Origin of the sequence: Streptococcus downei MFe28 (genome assembly GCF_900459175.1) — a bacterium.
Lineage (GTDB): Bacteria > Bacillota > Bacilli > Lactobacillales > Streptococcaceae > Streptococcus > Streptococcus downei.
On record NZ_UHFA01000002.1, the window covers coordinates 2,198,153 to 2,218,955 of the forward strand.

Genomic DNA, 20,803 nt, shown 5'->3' on the forward strand with positions numbered 1-20,803 from the left:
TGAAAAAACTTTCTTTAGTGTACTCTAAAACACCCCTGTAGACTAAAAATCACTACAAATAGATTTCGTCTAAAGAGGTGTTTGTATAACTAATCGCTTAGCTTAATGACATTGGCCCGCCCCTTCATCTTATTTATTAAAGCTTTCGGTCAATTGTGGTACCACTTGTTTCTTACGAGAAACAGCTCCTTCAAGGAAGGCATGGTTGTTTTCTAGTTTAAAGTTGAAGGCTGCTTCAATCTTGTCTACATTGCTACCTAGCGCCAAGATTTCTGAATTTGAATTGAGGATATCCGTAATCATGAGGACAAAGTCAGAATAGCCATTGGCAGCTTGTGAAGCCTTGATAGCTTCTTCAATTTCAGCTTGACGGGCCAAGACTTCATCAATATCAACCGTATTGACTTGGGCCACACGCACATTATTGCCATTCAATTCAAAGCTCTTAGCATCAATATCAATCAGTTCTTCTGCCGATTTACTGGCCAAATTAGTTCCAGCCTTGAGCATGGCCAAACCGTATTCTTGCAAATCAACACCAGCCAGTTTAGCCAGTTCTTCTGCAACGGCAGGGTCGGATGGCGCTGTCGTTGGAGATTTCAAAAGGAGGGTATCTGAAATCAGACCTGACAGGAGGAGACCCGCGATTTCTTTAGGAAGATCAATTCCAGTTTCCTTATAAGCACGAAAGACAATTGAAGAAGCGGAACCAACTGGCTCTACTCGCATATAAAGCGGGTTAGCCGTCTCAAAATTAGCCACCCGGTGGTGGTCAATGACAGCCGCAATTTCAACCTCAGAAATATCGCTGATAGATTGTTGGAATTCATTGTGGTCGGTCAAAATGACTTGGTTAACACCTTCGGACTTAGCGGATTCAACAACTCGAGGTGCCTCAACACCAAAGTAGTCAAGGACAAAGGCTGTTTCTTCATTGGGAGTACCAAGAGCAACGGCCTCAGCATCACGTCCCCAAGCAGTTCTTTCCAAATAAGCCCAGCCGTATGAAGATGCAATAGCATCTGTATCTGGATTTTGATGACCAAAAACTAAAAATTTTGACATATTTTTTTTACCTCATCATATCTTTATTTCCCTAACATTTTAGCAAATTTTAGCCTATAAAGAAAGAGAAATAGGAAAACTCCTACTTCTCTGGATAATCATTATAGTCCTTAAAATAGCGTTCCCTTTCATCTGGGGACAGCTCCAAGGAGTCAAGGTCAACGATGTAGGAATCCTCCTCATCGTCAGCATAAATTTCAGAATCAAGATCCCCATCATAGGATTGCTGATAGCCATATTGGGCATCAACTTCTTGCTTAGCTTGCTGTCGAGCTCGGTCTGCCAATTTCTTAGCAATTAGGTCATGGAAATACTTGATGGCAATCAAGATAAACTGGTAGGCCCAAATTAAGAGCGATTCAATCAGGATGACAAGTTCGACAACCACAACGCCGACCAAGGCCCAAACCATAAAGAAGGCGATGAAGAACTGAGAGAGGATTTTCTTAATATTACCAACCTGGTCATTATGGATAGTCAAAACTTCTGTAAATAGGTCAAAGATACCCTGGAGAAGGGCGGATCTAATCGCTCGAGAGCCAGATTCATTCTCAACTAGCTTGGCTCTGGTCGCAATGACTTGGTCCTTATCGTCATAAAAAAGATCTACCCTATCTCCCAACTTAGGGTCAAAACTAAAAGACGAACGATCAATCCTCTTAACATGACCGTCCGTATTGGCAAGTACAATGACCTCATCATCAATACTTAATACGCGATACATACATTTCTCTACTTTCTCGTCCCATAATATCACAAAGTCACAATACTGTCAAAGTAGCTATCTCAAGCCCACGACAAACGCATGAAGAAAATAACGTTTTCAGATAATAGATTCATAAAAAAGGGTCCACCTCCGGAGTTATAATAGACTTAGGAGGTGTCTTTATGTCTGAGATGATAGAATTTCTTATCACTGTCCGTGATGAGCGTGACAATTGGAAGATCAAGCATAGCTTGGCTGATATTGTGCTGCTCATCTTCTTTGCCCGCCTTTCGGGTGCAGAATCCTGGGAAGAAATAGAGGATTTTGGAACTATCTATGAAACTTCCTTACGTAGTGTACTTACCTTGGAAAACGGTATTCCATCTCACGACACCCTGCAACGTGTTTTTGCGACCTTAGATGCGCAAGTTTTGGTGGAAGTAACCTTGATGTGGAACGACATTCTCCGTGAGGCTGACCTGTCTGCTAAGACTTTTCCCAGCTTTGCCAAACGCCTCCTAGCGATTGACGCAAAGACCATTAAAGGCAACTCCAGTCAAACTCAAAAAGCCTTGCACATTGTGTCTGCCTATGCGACAGATTTAGGTATCTGTTATGGTCAAGTGGCAACCGATGACAAGAGTAATGAAATCACAGCTATCCCCGATTTGTTGGCTAAGATTTCTGTAAAAGGGTGCTTGATTAGTATTGACGCTATGGGTACTCAGACTGCTATTGCCAACAAGATTATCAAGAAGCAAGCAGATTATTGCTTGGCGGTTAAAGAAAATCAGAAAGGACTCTTAGAGGATATTCAGCCTTTCTTTAACGTGGGTAAAAGGGAGACAGACAGTTACGAAACCGTAGAGAAGGCTCACGGCCAGGTTGAGACTAGACGTTATGAAGTCATTAACGATACGGCTTGGTTACGCAAGGAACGCCCTAACTGGGGTCATATCCAGTGTATTGGAAAAGCCAGTATCAGGATTGATAAGGATGGCAAACAAAGTGAGGATACCCGTTACTTTATCTTAAGTTGTCAGGCAAGTGCTAAGGAACTCTGTGTTTATGTCCGTGGGCATTGGCAAATTGAGAGCATGCATTGGCAGTTGGATGTTGTCTTTCGTGAGGACGCCAACAAGACCTTGAATAAACAATTAGCTTTTAACTTGAACGTGCTGGATAAGTTTTGTTTAGCTGTGCTTAAACAGTTAGATGTTGGCAAGAAAATGAGTTTGAGACGGAAAAAATTCAACTTAGGGATGAACTTTGACCAGTATTTGAAGAAATTAATCTAGTCAAAAAAGTGATCGTCTATGGTAAAACAGAGAAGAAACATTCATGCGTTTGTCGTGTCTCAAGCCTGTTCTTGGCCATTTCTAGTAGTCAATTTCATTGAAAAAGTCACCTCCAATAAACATCGGAAGTGACTTTAGCTATAAAAGATTTGTTAGGGAACTTAATCAATGACGATATAGCGCCTTTGGCCACCATAGCTCACATAAGAAATCCAGTCATGGCCATCCTTGTGCATAATCTTATCGTAATTGATTCCCTCACCAGCTTGGAAGGTAAAGGCAACATCGGCAGCAATCCGAGCCTCATTTCTGACCTCAACTTGCTTGACAAAGGTATAGCGCTTCAAGGATGGGAAGGTCGTTTCATAGTCAGGCTTACCTGCTGGCTCGACTACTGTCGTCTGGGTACCTGCGACACCAACCATCTTGTTATCATTTTCTACATAATAAAGGTGAACATTATAGAGGCCTGCTTGACCCTTATGTTCGCTAGTCTTGACAGTCGCCTTATAATCGCCATTAGCTTGTTTACTAGCATCATACCAGATAATATCGTCTTGATCATCCTTATCAGTCCAAACTGGAACCTTGACAGCCAAAATACCTTTGCTATCCTTAACATTTGTAATCAAAACATCAAAACCATCAGATGTTTGATTTTGGATGGTGATGCTACCTCCTACTTGATCATCGGTTTTCTTAGCTTCCACCTGATGTTGACTACCAGCAATACCAACCAATTGTCCATCGTTTTCTAGGTAGTAAAGATGAACATTGTAGCTACCTGCTTCATTTTTATGGTCGGCTAATTTAACCGCCACCTTGTAGGTGCCATCAGCTTGTTTATCTGCGTCGTACCAGACAATATCATCCTGGTCATTTTTATCTGTCCAGACGGGTACTTTGACAGACTTAAGGCCTTGACTATCAGTAACATTTGAGACGATAACATCAAAGTCCCCATTATCCTTATCGCTAAAGGAAAGACTGCCTGTTCGATTAACTTGAGGCTTTTCAGGTTCAGGAAGAGTGTATTGCAGACCAGCAACTCCCTTCATAGCGCCATTATTTTCAACGTAGTAAAGATGGATATTATAGAGGCCTCTTTCATTTTTGTGGTTAGATAGGTTGACAGCCACCTTATAGGTGCCATCACCTTGTTTGACGCCATCGTACCAAACAATATCATCCTGATCATTCTTGTCCGTCCAGATAGGAACCTTAACGGCTAAAATACCATTACTATCAGTGACATTAGAAATCCGGACATCAAAGCCTTTATCGGTTTGATTTTCAACACTAATCTGGCCAGTCAGCTTGGATTCAGTCTTTTGAGTACTAGCTTGAGCTGGTAACTTATCCAGCATGATATAACGACGAATACCACTATAGGAGACGTAGGAAATCCACTTGTAGCCGTCAGCCTTGATTTCCTTATCATAGTTAACGGAGTCGCCCTTACCGAAAGTGAATTCTGTCTTAGCAGCGACCTTAGCCTCGTTCTTAACTTCTACTTCCTTGTCAAAAGTATAGCGTTCTAAAGCAGGTAAGGTTTTTTCTTCACTGTCCTTTACTTTTGGCTCTTCTGCCTTAGGGGCAGTCTTATCAGCAGGGACTTCATTGGCTTCCAACTTAGCTATGTTAGCATAACGACGCATACCGCTATAGGACTTATAACTCAGCCATTGGTAGCCATCTTGATTAAGGAGCTGGTCGTAATAAACACGATCGCCAGCATTGGCATAGAAGGCCAAAGGTGCTGAAGCTGAGGGACTATTTTTTACCTCTGTGCGTTCGGGATAGGTATAGTAGCCAGAACTTGGAATATCCTTGCCAACTTCTTGGACTGTTGTGGCAGCTGATGCTCGACTCACCCCTTCTGCCACTTGACTGGCTTGGCCTTGACTGGCACTTTCAGTAACAGTCGTCTCGTTTGAACCTTCTCCTTTATCATCGGTTTGAGTGGCTACATCAACTTTTTCTGAGGCGGAAGCTACATTACCATCAGTAGCACTTGTAGGGACTTCATTGGTCGAAGTTCCTGCGTCACCGGCACTTACCTCTTCTAGCTTATCATTCGCTGCTGTAGCTACTTGATCTTTACTAGCTACCTCTGTATTAGCTCCTTGGTCTGGATTAATCGCCTTGTCTGAAACAGTCTGTACAGTACTGTCTTGAGGCTGACTATCTGGACTGGCTTGCTCATCAGCTAGAGCTTTACCACCAAAAACCAAACTAGCTCCAATTAAAACTGAGGCTGCTCCAAACGAATACTTTCTGATAGAAAAACGTTGTTTTTCATTCCAAAACAAATCTTTTTTCATGATGAGTCTCCTTCTATCCCTATGATTTTTCTAAAACAATTTCGCTTCATTTTTCGCCTTCATTATAAAAAATTAGGAAAGCGTTGTCAATACATTTCTGTAATAATGAAATATTTCAGTAATATTATTTTCCCCTAAATAAAATCACCACTCTCTGGTAGTGATTTTAAACTTTATTAGCCTACCCGATAATAAGGGGTGGCTTCGGCTGATTCACTTTGACCTACCACCAAGGCATCCTGTTGATAGATTTTGCCTCCAACAGTCGGAACGCCTGCAGGAATGACGAAGAGAGCTGCACTTCCGACTTCTGAGTCTTTTAGACCAATGCCAAAGAGAGCCTTTTCACCACTAACTCCTTGAGAAGAAATGACTTGGGTGTCTGAAACCAGACCATTACTATCAAAAACTAGGGTTTCGCCATTGGCATTTTGCCAGGTCCCAGCGATAGTAGTGAAGTCTCCATTTGCAATTGCACTAACATCAAGACTCGAAGTGCTAGCCTGATTATTGGTTGAACCTTGATCGCTAGAATTCGATGAATTGCTATTGCCACCATTAGCTTGAGTTTGGTTAGTGGATTGTGAACCCGATTGATTTTGAGAACTGCCCTTTTGGGATTTTGCTTTACTAGTTTGACTAGTCTTTGGGGAATTGGAATGAGCTTTACTTTGAGAACTATTCTTGTGGCAACCTGCTAATAATAAAGCAGAGCTAAGCATCAGCACCGTTGCAACTTTGTAAGACTTTTTCATAATTTTTGTTTCCTTTCTTGTTTTCGCTTTCATTATAGCCTAGTTCAATTATTTCGTCAACATATTTTTGTAATTTACTTAATTTTTTTGAAACATTTGTAACTTTTTTGTAAATCGTAAAACAGAACTAATACTCAATGAAAATCGAATTAGCCGAGGCAAGGAGCAAAGCCATCAAGCCACTAAAGTGGCTGATAGCTAACGGCAATCGCTATGGTGATTGCCTAGCTCGCTTATTAACCTCACAAAGTTGGTGAAATCGACTAACTTTGCTCCGCATCGCACGAACTGAAGACAGCTCAAAAGGTCTGGGAGACCTTTTGAGGTTGGAGATGAAGAAAGGCTCGCTTTCTTCAGTAAGTACGGCAAGGTGAGTTAACGACGCGACACGAGGTACAAACTGCCGTTACCACAGTTTATACAGAGTTAGTCAGGGATATAGAAAACTACAATCGTAGTTTTCGTAGTCACTCTAATGAGAAATTATAGAGTGACTTTATCCGTGGGAAAATTTTGATTTCCGAAGAGTATAAACTATAAGAAAAAGAGTAGTTTTTCTACCCTCATTAATCTATTCGAAAATCAAAATCATTTTTCTATTTTTTTCTCAATTTAACAACAGCTTCTACTCGAGCAGTATGGGGAAACATATCTACTGATTGAATATAGTCAACCTGGTAGACCTGACTCAAGGCAACTAAATCACGAGCCAAGGTGGAAGCATTGCAAGAAACATAGACCATTTTTGCAGGCCTAACATCAATTATGGTTTTGAGAAGCTTATCGTCTAGTCCGACTCTAGGAGGGTCCACCACCAGGGCGCTGGCACGGTAGCCCTCTTGGTACCACTTAGGAATGATGTCTTCGGCCTTGCCAGTCTCATAATACGTATTAGAAAGACCCAGAGTTTTAGCATTTTCCTTTGCATCTTCAATTGATTCAGGGATAACATCCATCCCCCTAACAGACCTCACCTTATTGGCAAAGGCAAAGCCGATTGTACCAACACCACAGTAGGCATCTATCAAATCATCATCTGGCTGAGCATCCAAAGCCGCCACCGCCTCCTGATAGAGAACTTGTGTCTGCTGGGGATTAAGCTGGTAAAAGGCTCTAGGTGACAGAGAAAAGCTGTAGTCTAGCACCTCTTCTTCAATAGTTTCCTTTCCCCAAAGAATCTGTGTTTTTTCCCCATATATTTCACTCGATTTCGATGAGTTATAGTTAATGGCAATGGTTACAATTTGTGGAAAAGCTAGCCTCAATTCCTTGATTAGGGCGGTTAAGCGTATGTCTTTACTGGTCACAAAGATAATTTGAACTTGAGAGCTAGCTTGCCCCTTGCGGACCATAATTGTACGAACACCAGCAATTTTCCGCTCATTATAGATGGGAATTTTATACTTATCCAAGAGCTCAGTTGCCTTATTGACAATCTCTTGTGTCAACTCATCTTGAACTAAACAAGACTCTAGAGGGACTAAACGATGGGAGTTACTAGCAAAAAGCCCCGCTTTAACCGAATCAGCAAAATGACGAGTTTGAAACTGGAGCTTAGCCCGATAGTGATAGGGATTGTCCATGCCTTTAGTCGGCCGAATCTCATAGTTTTCATAACCTATGGGCTGAAATTTTTTCAAGGCCTGCTTAATGATGTCATCCTTAAAGTCTAATTGCTTCTTGTAAGTCAGATGCATAATCTGACAACCACCACACTCATCGTAGATAGGACAGGGAGGCTGGACACGAGCCTTGGAGGCCTTGTTAACTTTTAGGAGCCTAGCTTGGACGAAGTTTTTTTTAACAGCTGTAGCCTGACAAAAAACCTCTTCTCCTTTCAGCGCACCAGGCACAAAAACCAAGGTACGCTTATAAAAACCAATACCTTCTCCATTGATCCCCATCCGTTTAATTTTTAGGGGAATCCTCTGCTTGACCCGCAAACTCATTCTTGCAAAGTCCTTTCTAATCAAAATAAAAGCCGAATAGATAGGTGTGAACTCCACCTTACTAACCCTATTGGGTAAAATTCACAAAGCCTACTGTACACCCTAATATTCTACCATTTTTGCTATAATAAACCTATGAAAATTACCAAGATTGAAAAGAAGAAACGCCTCTATCTCCTTGAGTTAGATAGTAAGGAGAAACTCTATATTACTGAGGACACCATTGTCCACTTTATGCTTTCAAAGGATAAGATTATCAGTCAAGAGGAACTAAAGGAGATTCAAAGCTTTGCCCAATTCTCCTACGGTAAGAACCTGGCCTTCTACTTTTTATCCTTTAAGCCTAGGACTGAAAAAGAAGTCAAAGATTACCTTAATAAGCATGAAATTGAAGAAAAAATCATACCTCAGGTCCTAAAGGACTTGAAAAAGGATAAGTGGATTGACGATTTCCAATATACTCAAGCCTTTATCAATCAAAATATGGCAAATGGCGATAAGGGAGCCTATGTCCTTAGTCAAAAACTAGCCCAGAAGGGAATTTCTAAATCCACCATTGATGAAGCTTTGAGTGAGCAAGATTTTTTCCCAATCGCTAATAAAGCTGGACAAAAGCTCTACAAAAAATATACAGGTTGTTACCCCAGCAAGGCAATCAAGGATAAAATTCAGCAAAATCTCCTAAACAAGGGCTTTGACTATCAGACTACCAAACAAGTCCTTGAGACATTAGCCATAAAAAAAGACCAAGAAGATGACCTAACTCTCATCTACCGAGAACTCGATAAAATCTCGCCAAAATACCAAAAGAAATATGAAGGTTTTGCTCTTAAACAGCATTTAACACAGGCCCTGGCAAGAAAGGGCTACGACTTTTCTGACATTGCATCCGCCTTGAGGGATTACCTATAAATCAACTACCACCTAATTCTCAAAGTAGTAGCACCCTTGCCAAAGGGAAACATAGTTTGGAGAAATCTGCAAAATCAACGAAAGATACCAATAAATACCCCAAATTGCAAGCATTGCTAATTTTCAGAGCTTTCTTTGTCACATCTTAAGAAAAAGATTGCAGAGAGACTGCGACCTTCAAAAATATCTGCTTTTGCTTTTCATCGATGTTAACAGGATTTGTGGCTAACCCCTTGGCGGACAAAGACTCTTCTTCACAGGCAATCGAAACTTACACTAGAAAGCACCATCCTTCACTCCTTAGGCCTAGCATAAATCTCGCTATAAAAAATGCTTTTTCTATCAAATTATGTTAAACTATAAAAGATAAACTAAATTGTAGAAGGTTTTAGCCATGAAATTACCCAAAGAAGGCGACTTTATTACAATTCAGAGTTATAAGCATGATGGTAGTTTGCACCGAACTTGGCGCGATACTATGGTACTAAAGACAACTGAAAATGCAATCATTGGTGTCAATGACCATACACTTGTTACTGAAAGTGATGGTAGACGCTGGGTGACTAGAGAGCCAGCCATTGTCTATTTTCATAAAAAATTCTGGTTTAACATCATTGCAATGATTCGTGATAGTGGTGTTTCCTATTACTGCAACCTAGCAAGTCCTTATGTTATGGATGAAGAAGCTCTCAAATACATTGACTATGATTTAGATGTTAAAGTTTTTGAGAATCACGAGAAGAAGCTTTTGGATGTTGATGAATATGAAAGTCATAAAAAGGAAATGCATTATTCAGCAGATATTGATTTTATCCTAAAAGGGAATGTCAAAATTCTTGTCGACTGGATAAACCAAGAAAAGGGGCCTTTCTCGGAATCTTATATTAATATTTGGTACAAACGTTATCTTGAACTCAAGAGTCGTTAAAGTCGCTAAAAAAGACACTTATTCAGATGAGTAAGTGTCCTTTTCATATGCCTAAAAAACTAAAAGTAGCGAGACTCCCCCGCTACCACTGAACTACGTTCGCAAATGCCGGCTACATGACTTGAACACGCGACCCTCTGATTACAAATCAGATGCTCTACCAACTGAGCTAAGCCGGCCTATCTTCTTCCTATGCGGGTTAAGGGACTTGAACCCCCACGCCGTTAAGCGCCAGATCCTAAATCTGGTGCGTCTGCCAATTCCGCCAAACCCGCATCTATGACCCGTACTGGGCTCGAACCAGTGACCCTTTGATTAAAAGTCAAATGCTCTACCAACTGAGCTAACGAGTCTCCTCTTCTAACGGTCCCGACGGGAATTGAACCCGCGATCTTCGCCGTGACAGGGCGACGTGATAACCGCTACACCACGGGACCTATTAAGTATTCCTACCTAATCATGGGAGTTAACGGGTTCGAACCGCTGACCCTCTGCTTGTAAGGCAGATGCTCTCCCAGCTGAGCTAAACTCCCATAACTCGGAGTTTGCTCACTGGGTCCCTGTCGTGCACTGGCTTCACCAGCTTCGACAAAGGCGAACTTACGTTCCCCTTAGCTGAGCTAAACTCCCTATCGGCTAAGCGACTCCCATATCTAACAGGGGGCAACCCCCAACTACTTCAGGCGTTCTAGGGCTTAACTGCTGTGTTCGGCATGGTTACAGGTGTATCTCCTAGGCTAGCGTCACTTAACTCCTTGAGTGTACTCACTCAAAATTGAATACCTATCTATTGTACCAAGTCTCACCAAAACCTGTCAATGACTTTTGAAACCTTACTTATGAATTGTACGTCGGCACCTTCCTAATTTTCTGTTGCTTTCTTATTTGGTGCCTCTCGTAACTTATCTTGGATAAGTCCTCGAGCGATTAGTATTAGTCCGCTCCATGTGTCACCACACTTCCACTCCTAACCTATCTACCTGATCTTCTCTCAGGGCTCTTACTAACTTAACGTTATGGGAAATCTCATCTCGAGGGGGGCTTCACACTTAGATGCTTTCAGCGTTTATCCCTTCCCTACATAGCTACCCAGCGATGCCCTTGGCAGGACAACTGGTACACCAGCGGTAAGTCCACTCTGGTCCTCTCGTACTAGGAGCAGTTCCTCTCAAATTTCCTTCGCCCGCGACGGATAGGGACCGAACTGTCTCACGACGTTCTGAACCCAGCTCGCGTGCCGCTTTAATGGGCGAACAGCCCAACCCTTGGGACCGACTACAGCCCCAGGATGCGACGAGCCGACATCGAGGTGCCAAACCTCCCCGTCGATGTGAACTCTTGGGGGAGATAAGCCTGTTATCCCCAGGGTAGCTTTTATCCGTTGAGCGATGGCCCTTCCATGCGGTACCACCGGATCACTAAGCCCGACTTTCGTCCCTGCTCGAGTTGTAGCTCTCGCAGTCAAGCTCCCTTATACCTTTACACTCTGCGATTGATTTCCAACCAATCTGAGGGAACCTTTGGGCGCCTCCGTTACCTTTTAGGAGGCGACCGCCCCAGTCAAACTGCCCGTCAGACACTGTCTCCCTAGACGTTTAGCCTAGTGGGTTAGAGTAGCCATAACACAAGGGTAGTATCCCAACAGCGCCTCATTCGAAACTAGCGTCCCGAACTCAATGGCTCCTACCTATCCTGTACATGTGGTACAGATACTCAATATCAAACTGCAGTAAAGCTCCATGGGGTCTTTCCGTCCTGTCGCGGGTAACCTGCATCTTCACAGGTACTAAAATTTCACCGAGTCTCTCGTTGAGACAGTGCCCAAATCATTACGCCTTTCGTGCGGGTCGGAACTTACCCGACAAGGAATTTCGCTACCTTAGGACCGTTATAGTTACGGCCGCCGTTTACTGGGGCTTCAATTCATACCTTCGCGTTACCGCTAAGCACTCCTCTTAACCTTCCAGCACCGGGCAGGCGTCACCCCCTATACGTCATCTTACGATTTCGCAGAGAGCTGTGTTTTTGATAAACAGTTGCTTGGGCCTATTCACTGCGGCTGACCAAAGTCAGCGCCCCTTCTCCCGAAGTTACGGGGCCATTTTGCCGAGTTCCTTAACGAGAGTTCTCTCGCTCACCTGAGGCTACTCGCCTCGACTACCTGTGTCGGTTTGCGGTACGGGTAGAGTATAGATTAACGCTAGAAGCTTTTCTTGGCAGCGTGACATCACTCACTTCGCTACTAAACTTCGCTCCCCTTCACAGCCTGGCGTTACAGGTATAAGCATTTGACTCATACCACGCCTCACTGCTTGGCCAGACACTTCCATTCGTCTGGTTGAGTTAGCCTTCTGCGTCCCTCCTTCACTCTATACTCTAGTACAGGACTATCAACCTGTTGCCCATCGGATACACCTGTCGGTCTCTCCTTAGGTCCCGACTAACCCAGGGCGGACGAGCCTTCCCCTGGAAACCTTAGTCTTACGGTGGACAGGATTCTCACCTGTCTTGCGCTACTCATACCGGCATTCTCACTTCTATGCACTCCAGCACTCCTCACGGTATACCTTCTGCGTACATAGAACGCTCTCCTACCATCCCCTAAAGGATCCACAGCTTCGGTAAATTGTTTTAGCCCCGGTACATTTTCGGCGCAGGGTCACTCGACTAGTGAGCTATTACGCACTCTTTGAATGAATAGCTGCTTCTAAGCTAACATCCTAGTTGTCTGTGCAACCCCACATCCTTTTCCACTTAACAATTATTTGGGGACCTTAGCTGGTGGTCTGGGCTGTTTCCCTTTCGACTACGGATCTTAGCACTCGCAGTCTGACTGCCGACCATGATTACTTGGCATTCGGAGTTTATCTGAGTTTGGTAATCCGGGATGGACCCCTTACCCAAACAGTGCTCTACCTCCAATAATCTAAATGTCGACGCTAGCCCTAAAGCTATTTCGGAGAGAACCAGCTATCTCCAAGTTCGTTTGGAATTTCTCCGCTACCCACAAGTCATCCAAGCACTTTTCAACGTACTCTGGTGCGGGCCTCCAGTGAGTCTTACCTCACCTTCACCCTGCTCATGGGTAGGTCACATGGTTTCGGGTCTACGTCAATGTACTATTCCGCCCTATTCAGACTCGGTTTCCCTACGGCTCCGTCTCTTCAACTTAACCTCGCACATTAACGTAACTCGCCGGTTCATTCTACAAAAGGCACGCTCTCACCCATTAACGGGCTCGAACTTCTTGTAGGCACACGGTTTCAGGTTCTTTTTCACTCCCCTTCCGGGGTGCTTTTCACCTTTCCCTCACGGTACTGGTTCACTATCGGTCACTAGGGAGTATTTAGGGTTGGGAGATGGGCCTCCCAGCTTCCGACGAGATTCCTCGTGTCTCGCCGTACTCAGGATCCTGCTAGGTATATAGACTATTTCGAATACGAGGCTCTTACTCTCTTTGGCTGTCCTTCCCAGAACATTCTTCTATAATCTATACGTCCACTGCGCAGTCCTACAACCCCGAAGTGTAAACACTTCGGTTTGCCCTCCTGCCTCTTCGCTCGCCGCTACTAAGGCAATCGCTTTTGCTTTCTCTTCCTGCAGCTACTTAGATGTTTCAGTTCACTGCGTCTTCCTTCTCATGACCTTAACAGTCATGGATGACAACCATTAGTTGTCGGGTTCCCCCATTCGGACATCTCTGGATCACAGCTTACTTACAGCTCCCCAAAGCATTTCGTCGTTCGTCACGTCCTTCTTCGGCTCCTAGTGCCAAGGCATCCACCGTGCGCCCTTATTAACTTAACCTTATTTCTCTTTGGTCTCTTTAAAATATAACAGCGTTTCGGTTTATTTTCTTGTTACTATTTGATAGATATTCAATTTTCAATGAACAATTGGCAACTTCGTTGCCTCTTAGGATAAGGGGTCACTGCTCTTTGAGAATAGTTGAACTCCGGACTAACTTCTTAGGAAAAAAGAGAAACTTCCTCGTGTCCTTAAGGACACTGGCGTCAGTTTCCTATTTTTCTACAGAAGTTTTCGCTAAAGCGAATCGTCCTCCGTATCCTAATGGAGCCTAGCGGGATCGAACCGCTGACCTCCTGCGTGCAAAGCAGGCGCTCTCCCAGCTGAGCTAAGGCCCCACAAAACCTCTGAAAACTAAATAGCGTCCCCAAAACGTGCTTCCGGTACTAAGCTTCAGGTACTTCTATTAACCACTTTGGCTAAATTGTACTCGGGCTAAAAGCTTGTGATTTAGATGACTGCCCTAAGAAATCAGGATTTCTTGGTCAGTCCCTAAAATCAAGTCGCTTTTTAGCGCCCTCTGTTACTTAGTTTATCCTTAGAAAGGAGGTGATCCAGCCGCACCTTCCGATACGGCTACCTTGTTACGACTTCACCCCAATCATCTGTCCCACCTTAGGCGGCTGGCTCCTATAAGGTTACCTCACCGACTTTGGGTGTTACAAACTCTCGTGGTGTGACGGGCGGTGTGTACAAGGCCCGGGAACGTATTCACCGCGGCGTGCTGATCCGCGATTACTAGCGATTCCGACTTCATGTAGGCGAGTTGCAGCCTACAATCCGAACTGAGATTGGCTTTCAGAGATTAGCTTGCCGTCACCGGCTTGCGACTCGTTGTACCAACCATTGTAGCACGTGTGTAGCCCAGGTCATAAGGGGCATGATGATTTGACGTCATCCCCACCTTCCTCCGGTTTATTACCGGCAGTCTCGCTAGAGTGCCCAACTCAATGATGGCAACTAACAATAAGGGTTGCGCTCGTTGCGGGACTTAACCCAACATCTCACGACACGAGCTGACGACAACCATGCACCACCTGTCTCCGATGTACAAAAAGTAAAACTCTATCTCTAGAGCGGGCATCGGGATGTCAAGACCTGGTAAGGTTCTTCGCGTTGCTTCGAATTAAACCACATGCTCCACCGCTTGTGCGGGCCCCCGTCAATTCCTTTGAGTTTCAACCTTGCGGTCGTACTCCCCAGGCGGAGTGCTTATTGCGTTAGCTGCGGCACTAAGTCCCGGAAAGGACCTAACACCTAGCACTCATCGTTTACGGCGTGGACTACCAGGGTATCTAATCCTGTTCGCTACCCACGCTTTCGAGCCTCAGCGTCAGTGACAGACCAGAGAGCCGCTTTCGCCACCGGTGTTCCTCCATATATCTACGCATTTCACCGCTACACATGGAATTCCACTCTCCCCTTCTGCACTCAAGTCTAACAGTTTCCAAAGCATACATTGGTTGAGCCAATGCCTTTAACTTCAGACTTACTAAACCGCCTGCGCTCCCTTTACGCCCAATAAATCCGGACAACGCTCGGGACCTACGTATTACCGCGGCTGCTGGCACGTAGTTAGCCGTCCCTTTCTGGTAGCGTACCGTCACTGTGTAAACTTTCCACTCTTACACTCGTTCTTCCGCTACAACAGAGCTTTACGATCCGAAAACCTTCTTCACTCACGCGGCGTTGCTCGGTCAGACTTTCGTCCATTGCCGAAGATTCCCTACTGCTGCCTCCCGTAGGAGTCTGGGCCGTGTCTCAGTCCCAGTGTGGCCGATCACCCTCTCAGGTCGGCTATGTATCGGTGCCTTGGTAGGCCGCTACCCTACCAACTAGCTAATACAACGCAGGTCCATCTGATAGTGATACAATGGTATCTTTTAAGTCTCTAACATGTGTTAAACACTCTCATGCGGTATTAGCTATCGTTTCCAATAGTTATCCCCCGCTATCAGGCAGGTTACCTACGCGTTACTCACCCGTTCGCGACTCATTAATATCAGTGGAGCAAGCTCCGGTGATATCAATGCGTTCCACTTGCATGTATTAGGCACGCCGCCAGCGTTCGTCCTGAGCCAGGATCAAACTCTCATTTAATCTTTACTCAATCCGTCTCTGACAGATTTATGGCTTTTCTTGACAGGTTAATTCCTTAACCCGCACGTCTTGGTTGCTTCGCTATTCAGTTCTCAAAGGTCTTTTGCATAAAAAAACTAAAGACAAAATCTTTAGCATCGGGAAGACAGGATTCGAACCTGCGACCCCTTGGTCCCAAACCAAGTACTCTACCAAGCTGAGCTACTTCCCGTATATGCACCCTAGAGGATTCGAACCTCTAACCGCCTGATTCGTAGTCAGGTACTCTATCCAGTTGAGCCAAGGGTGCCTATTCTATTATGCCGAGGACCGGAATCGAACCGGTACGAAGGTTACCCTTCGCAGGATTTTAAGTCCTGTGCGTCTGCCAGTTCCGCCACCCCGGCAATCCTCAAAGCGAACGACGGGATTCGAACCCGCGACCCCCACCTTGGCAAGGTGATGTTCTACCACTGAACTACGTTCGCAAATGCCGGCTACATGACTTGAACACGCGACCCTCTGATTACAAATCAGATGCTCTACCAACTGAGCTAAGCCGGCCTATCTTCTTCCTATGCGGGTTAAGGGACTTGAACCCCCACGCCGTTAAGCGCCAGATCCTAAATCTGGTGCGTCTGCCAATTCCGCCAAACCCGCATCTATGACCCGTACTGGGCTCGAACCAGTGACCCTTTGATTAAAAGTCAAATGCTCTACCAACTGAGCTAACGAGTCTCCTCTTCTAACGGTCCCGACGGGAATTGAACCCGCGATCTTCGCCGTGACAGGGCGACGTGATAACCGCTACACCACGGGACCTATTAAGTATTCCTACCTAATCATGGGAGTTAACGGGTTCGAACCGCTGACCCTCTGCTTGTAAGGCAGATGCTCTCCCAGCTGAGCTAAACTCCCATAACTCGGAGTTTGCTCACTGGGTCCCTGTCGTGCACTGGCTTCACCAGCTTCGACAAAGGCGAACTTACGTTCCCCTTAGCTGAGCTAAACTCCCTATCGGCTAAGCGACTCCCATATCTAACAGGGGGCAACCCCCAACTACTTCAGGCGTTCTAGGGCTTAACTGCTGTGTTCGGCATGGTTACAGGTGTATCTCCTAGGCTAGCGTCACTTAACTCCTTGAGTGTACTCACTCAAAATTGAATACCTATCTATTGTACCAAGTCTCACCAAAACCTGTCAATGACTTTTGAAACCTTACTTATGAATTGTACGTCGGCACCTTCCTAATTTTCTGTTGCTTTCTTATTTGGTGCCTCTCGTAACTTATCTTGGATAAGTCCTCGAGCGATTAGTATTAGTCCGCTCCATGTGTCACCACACTTCCACTCCTAACCTATCTACCTGATCTTCTCTCAGGGCTCTTACTAACTTAACGTTATGGGAAATCTCATCTCGAGGGGGGCTTCACACTTAGATGCTTTCAGCGTTTATCCCTTCCCTACATAGCTACCCAGCGATGCCCTTGGCAGGACAACTGGTACACCAGCGGTAAGTCCACTCTGGTCCTCTCGTACTAGGAGCAGTTCCTCTCAAATTTCCTTCGCCCGCGACGGATAGGGACCGAACTGTCTCACGACGTTCTGAACCCAGCTCGCGTGCCGCTTTAATGGGCGAACAGCCCAACCCTTGGGACCGACTACAGCCCCAGGATGCGACGAGCCGACATCGAGGTGCCAAACCTCCCCGTCGATGTGAACTCTTGGGGGAGATAAGCCTGTTATCCCCAGGGTAGCTTTTATCCGTTGAGCGATGGCCCTTCCATGCGGTACCACCGGATCACTAAGCCCGACTTTCGTCCCTGCTCGAGTTGTAGCTCTCGCAGTCAAGCTCCCTTATACCTTTACACTCTGCGATTGATTTCCAACCAATCTGAGGGAACCTTTGGGCGCCTCCGTTACCTTTTAGGAGGCGACCGCCCCAGTCAAACTGCCCGTCAGACACTGTCTCCCTAGACGTTTAGCCTAGTGGGTTAGAGTAGCCATAACACAAGGGTAGTATCCCAACAGCGCCTCATTCGAAACTAGCGTCCCGAACTCAATGGCTCCTACCTATCCTGTACATGTGGTACAGATACTCAATATCAAACTGCAGTAAAGCTCCATGGGGTCTTTCCGTCCTGTCGCGGGTAACCTGCATCTTCACAGGTACTAAAATTTCACCGAGTCTCTCGTTGAGACAGTGCCCAAATCATTACGCCTTTCGTGCGGGTCGGAACTTACCCGACAAGGAATTTCGCTACCTTAGGACCGTTATAGTTACGGCCGCCGTTTACTGGGGCTTCAATTCATACCTTCGCGTTACCGCTAAGCACTCCTCTTAACCTTCCAGCACCGGGCAGGCGTCACCCCCTATACGTCATCTTACGATTTCGCAGAGAGCTGTGTTTTTGATAAACAGTTGCTTGGGCCTATTCACTGCGGCTGACCAAAGTCAGCGCCCCTTCTCCCGAAGTTACGGGGCCATTTTGCCGAGTTCCTTAACGAGAGTTCTCTCGCTCACCTGAGGCTACTCGCCTCGACTACCTGTGTCGGTTTGCGGTACGGGTAGAGTATAGATTAACGCTAGAAGCTTTTCTTGGCAGCGTGACATCACTCACTTCGCTACTAAACTTCGCTCCCCTTCACAGCCTGGCGTTACAGGTATAAGCATTTGACTCATACCACGCCTCACTGCTTGGCCAGACACTTCCATTCGTCTGGTTGAGTTAGCCTTCTGCGTCCCTCCTTCACTCTATACTCTAGTACAGGACTATCAACCTGTTGCCCATCGGATACACCTGTCGGTCTCTCCTTAGGTCCCGACTAACCCAGGGCGGACGAGCCTTCCCCTGGAAACCTTAGTCTTACGGTGGACAGGATTCTCACCTGTCTTGCGCTACTCATACCGGCATTCTCACTTCTATGCACTCCAGCACTCCTCACGGTATACCTTCTGCGTACATAGAACGCTCTCCTACCATCCCCTAAAGGATCCACAGCTTCGGTAAATTGTTTTAGCCCCGGTACATTTTCGGCGCAGGGTCACTCGACTAGTGAGCTATTACGCACTCTTTGAATGAATAGCTGCTTCTAAGCTAACATCCTAGTTGTCTGTGCAACCCCACATCCTTTTCCACTTAACAATTATTTGGGGACCTTAGCTGGTGGTCTGGGCTGTTTCCCTTTCGACTACGGATCTTAGCACTCGCAGTCTGACTGCCGACCATGATTACTTGGCATTCGGAGTTTATCTGAGTTTGGTAATCCGGGATGGACCCCTTACCCAAACAGTGCTCTACCTCCAATAATCTAAATGTCGACGCTAGCCCTAAAGCTATTTCGGAGAGAACCAGCTATCTCCAAGTTCGTTTGGAATTTCTCCGCTACCCACAAGTCATCCAAGCACTTTTCAACGTACTCTGGTGCGGGCCTCCAGTGAGTCTTACCTCACCTTCACCCTGCTCATGGGTAGGTCACATGGTTTCGGGTCTACGTCAATGTACTATTCCGCCCTATTCAGACTCGGTTTCCCTACGGCTCCGTCTCTTCAACTTAACCTCGCACATTAACGTAACTCGCCGGTTCATTCTACAAAAGGCACGCTCTCACCCATTAACGGGCTCGAACTTCTTGTAGGCACACGGTTTCAGGTTCTTTTTCACTCCCCTTCCGGGTGCTTTTCACCTTTCCCTCACGGTACTGGTTCACTATCGGTCACTAGGGAGTATTTAGGGTTGGGAGATGGGCCTCCCAGCTTCCGACGAGATTCCTCGTGTCTCGCCGTACTCAGGATCCTGCTAGGTATATAGACTATTTCGAATACGAGGCTCTTACTCTCTTTGGCTGTCCTTCCCAGAACATTCTTCTATAATCTATACGTCCACTGCGCAGTCCTACAACCCCGAAGTGTAAACACTTCGGTTTGCCCTCCTGCCTCTTCGCTCGCCGCTACTAAGGCAATCGCTTTTGCTTTCTCTTCCTGCAGCTACTTAGATGTTTCAGTTCACTGCGTCTTCCTTCTCATGACCTTAACAGTCATGGATGACAACCATTAGTTGTCGGGTTCCCCCATTCGGACATCTCTGGATCACAGCTTACTTACAGCTCCCCAAAGCATTTCGTCGTTCGTCACGTCCTTCTTCGGCTCCTAGTGCCAAGGCATCCACCGTGCGCCCTTATTAACTTAACCTTATTTCTCTTTGGTCTCTTTAAAATATAACAGCGTTTCGGTTTATTTTCTTGTTACTATTTGATAGATATTCAATTTTCAATGAACAATTGGCAACTTCGTTGCCTCTTAGGATAAGGGGTCACTGCTCTTTGAGAATAGTTGAACTCCGGACTAACTTCTTAGGAAAAAGAGAAACTTCCTCGTGTCCTTAAGGACACTGGCGTCAGTTTCCTATTTTTCTACAGAAGTTTTCGCTAAAGCGAATCGTCCTCCGTATCCTAATGGAGCCTAGCGGGATCGAACCGCTGACCTCCTGCGTGCAAAGCAGGCGCTCTCCCAGCTGAGCTAAGGCCCCCACAAAACCTCTGAAAACTAAATAGCGTCCCCAAAACGTGCTTCCGGTACTAAGCTTCAGGTACTTCTATTAACCACTTTGGCTAAATTGTACTCGGGCTAAAAGCTTGTGATTTAGATGACTGCCCTAAGAAATCAGGATTTCTTGGTCAGTCCCTAAAATCAAGTCGCTTTTTAGCGCCCTCTGTTACTTAGTTTATCCTTAGAAAGGAGGTGATCCAGCCGCACCTTCCGATACGGCTACCTTGTTACGACTTCACCCCAATCATCTGTCCCACCTTAGGCGGCTGGCTCCTATAAGGTTACCTCACCGACTTTGGGTGTTACAAACTCTCGTGGTGTACGGGCGGTGTGTACAAGGCCCGGGAACGTATTCACCGCGGCGTGCTGATCCGCGATTACTAGCGATTCCGACTTCATGTAGGCGAGTTGCAGCCTACAATCCGAACTGAG

Annotated in this window: 8 protein-coding genes, 16 tRNA genes and 6 rRNA genes; 3 read left to right on the forward strand and 27 right to left on the reverse strand. The window is 45.6% G+C overall.

The window, feature by feature from the left end; genetic code table 11:
• Positions 1 to 129: 129 nt before the first annotated feature.
• Together DYE66_RS10580 and DYE66_RS10585 are read right to left on the reverse strand one after the other, a co-directional pair.
• Positions 130 to 1,065, reverse strand: a complete 936-nt coding sequence (locus tag DYE66_RS10580; RefSeq protein ID WP_003000618.1) for a manganese-dependent inorganic pyrophosphatase — start codon at positions 1,063 to 1,065, stop codon at positions 130 to 132.
• Between the two features lie 82 nt (positions 1,066 to 1,147).
• Positions 1,148 to 1,789: a hypothetical protein gene (locus DYE66_RS10585; protein WP_003000634.1), complete on the reverse strand. Its 642-nt coding sequence runs from the start codon at positions 1,787 to 1,789 to the stop codon at positions 1,148 to 1,150.
• Positions 1,790 to 1,953: 164 nt separating this feature from the next.
• Here DYE66_RS10585 and DYE66_RS10590 point away from each other — a divergent pair, with 164 nt between their 5' ends.
• A complete protein-coding gene (locus DYE66_RS10590; RefSeq protein WP_115325180.1) occupies positions 1,954 to 3,069 on the forward strand; it encodes an ISAs1 family transposase in 1,116 nt (371 codons plus the stop codon).
• A 161-nt stretch (positions 3,070 to 3,230) separates the two neighbouring features.
• On the opposite strand, the gene DYE66_RS10595 is transcribed toward DYE66_RS10590, so the two are convergent.
• The 3 genes from DYE66_RS10595 to rlmD all read right to left on the reverse strand — a co-directional run bounded on the left by DYE66_RS10595 (position 3,231) and on the right by rlmD (position 8,097).
• Complete coding sequence (locus DYE66_RS10595) at positions 3,231 to 5,393, reverse strand: GBS Bsp-like repeat-containing protein (RefSeq protein ID WP_002996395.1); 2,163 nt, start codon at positions 5,391 to 5,393, stop codon at positions 3,231 to 3,233.
• Between the two features lie 176 nt (positions 5,394 to 5,569).
• Positions 5,570 to 6,148: a DUF6287 domain-containing protein gene (locus DYE66_RS10600; RefSeq protein ID WP_002996402.1), complete on the reverse strand. Its 579-nt coding sequence runs from the start codon at positions 6,146 to 6,148 to the stop codon at positions 5,570 to 5,572.
• Positions 6,149 to 6,744: 596 nt separating this feature from the next.
• Entirely contained in the window at positions 6,745 to 8,097 is a 1,353-nt protein-coding gene (gene rlmD, locus DYE66_RS10605) for a 23S rRNA (uracil(1939)-C(5))-methyltransferase RlmD (protein WP_002996393.1), read from the reverse strand.
• A 135-nt stretch (positions 8,098 to 8,232) separates the two neighbouring features.
• On the opposite strand from rlmD, the gene recX reads away from it, so the two are divergent.
• Both recX and ntdP read left to right on the forward strand, forming a co-directional pair.
• Positions 8,233 to 9,009: a recombination regulator RecX gene (gene recX / locus DYE66_RS10610; RefSeq protein WP_002996404.1), complete on the forward strand. Its 777-nt coding sequence runs from the start codon at positions 8,233 to 8,235 to the stop codon at positions 9,007 to 9,009.
• A gap of 394 nt (positions 9,010 to 9,403) precedes the next feature.
• Complete coding sequence (gene ntdP / locus DYE66_RS10615) at positions 9,404 to 9,937, forward strand: nucleoside tri-diphosphate phosphatase (RefSeq protein WP_002996400.1); 534 nt, start codon at positions 9,404 to 9,406, stop codon at positions 9,935 to 9,937.
• 106 nt (positions 9,938 to 10,043) lie between these two features.
• On the opposite strand, the gene DYE66_RS10620 is transcribed toward ntdP, so the two are convergent.
• From DYE66_RS10620 to DYE66_RS10725, 22 genes are all read right to left on the reverse strand, one after another.
• Positions 10,044 to 10,116, reverse strand: a tRNA-Thr gene (locus DYE66_RS10620).
• 14 nt (positions 10,117 to 10,130) lie between these two features.
• Positions 10,131 to 10,212: transfer RNA gene (locus DYE66_RS10625), tRNA-Leu, on the reverse strand.
• A gap of 5 nt (positions 10,213 to 10,217) precedes the next feature.
• Positions 10,218 to 10,290: transfer RNA gene (locus DYE66_RS10630), tRNA-Lys, on the reverse strand.
• Positions 10,291 to 10,301: 11 nt separating this feature from the next.
• A tRNA-Asp gene (locus DYE66_RS10635) sits at positions 10,302 to 10,374 on the reverse strand.
• Positions 10,375 to 10,397: 23 nt separating this feature from the next.
• A tRNA-Val gene (locus DYE66_RS10640) sits at positions 10,398 to 10,470 on the reverse strand.
• Between the two features lie 102 nt (positions 10,471 to 10,572).
• Positions 10,573 to 10,688, reverse strand: a 5S ribosomal RNA gene (gene rrf, locus DYE66_RS10645).
• Between the two features lie 156 nt (positions 10,689 to 10,844).
• A 23S ribosomal RNA gene (locus tag DYE66_RS10650) occupies positions 10,845 to 13,744 on the reverse strand.
• A gap of 265 nt (positions 13,745 to 14,009) precedes the next feature.
• A tRNA-Ala gene (locus tag DYE66_RS10655) sits at positions 14,010 to 14,082 on the reverse strand.
• Between the two features lie 204 nt (positions 14,083 to 14,286).
• Positions 14,287 to 15,844 (reverse strand): 16S ribosomal RNA (locus DYE66_RS10660).
• A gap of 137 nt (positions 15,845 to 15,981) precedes the next feature.
• Positions 15,982 to 16,055: transfer RNA gene (locus DYE66_RS10665), tRNA-Pro, on the reverse strand.
• A gap of 4 nt (positions 16,056 to 16,059) precedes the next feature.
• A tRNA-Arg gene (locus tag DYE66_RS10670) sits at positions 16,060 to 16,133 on the reverse strand.
• A gap of 11 nt (positions 16,134 to 16,144) precedes the next feature.
• Positions 16,145 to 16,230 (reverse strand) — tRNA-Leu (locus tag DYE66_RS10675).
• Positions 16,231 to 16,239: 9 nt separating this feature from the next.
• Positions 16,240 to 16,311: transfer RNA gene (locus DYE66_RS10680), tRNA-Gly, on the reverse strand.
• Positions 16,312 to 16,314: 3 nt separating this feature from the next.
• A tRNA-Thr gene (locus DYE66_RS10685) sits at positions 16,315 to 16,387 on the reverse strand.
• A gap of 14 nt (positions 16,388 to 16,401) precedes the next feature.
• Positions 16,402 to 16,483: transfer RNA gene (locus DYE66_RS10690), tRNA-Leu, on the reverse strand.
• Between the two features lie 5 nt (positions 16,484 to 16,488).
• Positions 16,489 to 16,561, reverse strand: a tRNA-Lys gene (locus DYE66_RS10695).
• Positions 16,562 to 16,572: 11 nt separating this feature from the next.
• Positions 16,573 to 16,645 (reverse strand) — tRNA-Asp (locus DYE66_RS10700).
• A 23-nt stretch (positions 16,646 to 16,668) separates the two neighbouring features.
• A tRNA-Val gene (locus DYE66_RS10705) sits at positions 16,669 to 16,741 on the reverse strand.
• Positions 16,742 to 16,843: 102 nt separating this feature from the next.
• Positions 16,844 to 16,959 (reverse strand): 5S ribosomal RNA (rrf, locus tag DYE66_RS10710).
• Positions 16,960 to 17,115: 156 nt separating this feature from the next.
• Positions 17,116 to 20,014, reverse strand: a 23S ribosomal RNA gene (locus DYE66_RS10715).
• A gap of 264 nt (positions 20,015 to 20,278) precedes the next feature.
• Positions 20,279 to 20,351, reverse strand: a tRNA-Ala gene (locus DYE66_RS10720).
• Between the two features lie 205 nt (positions 20,352 to 20,556).
• Positions 20,557 to 20,803, reverse strand: a 16S ribosomal RNA gene (locus DYE66_RS10725); the annotation flags it as partial.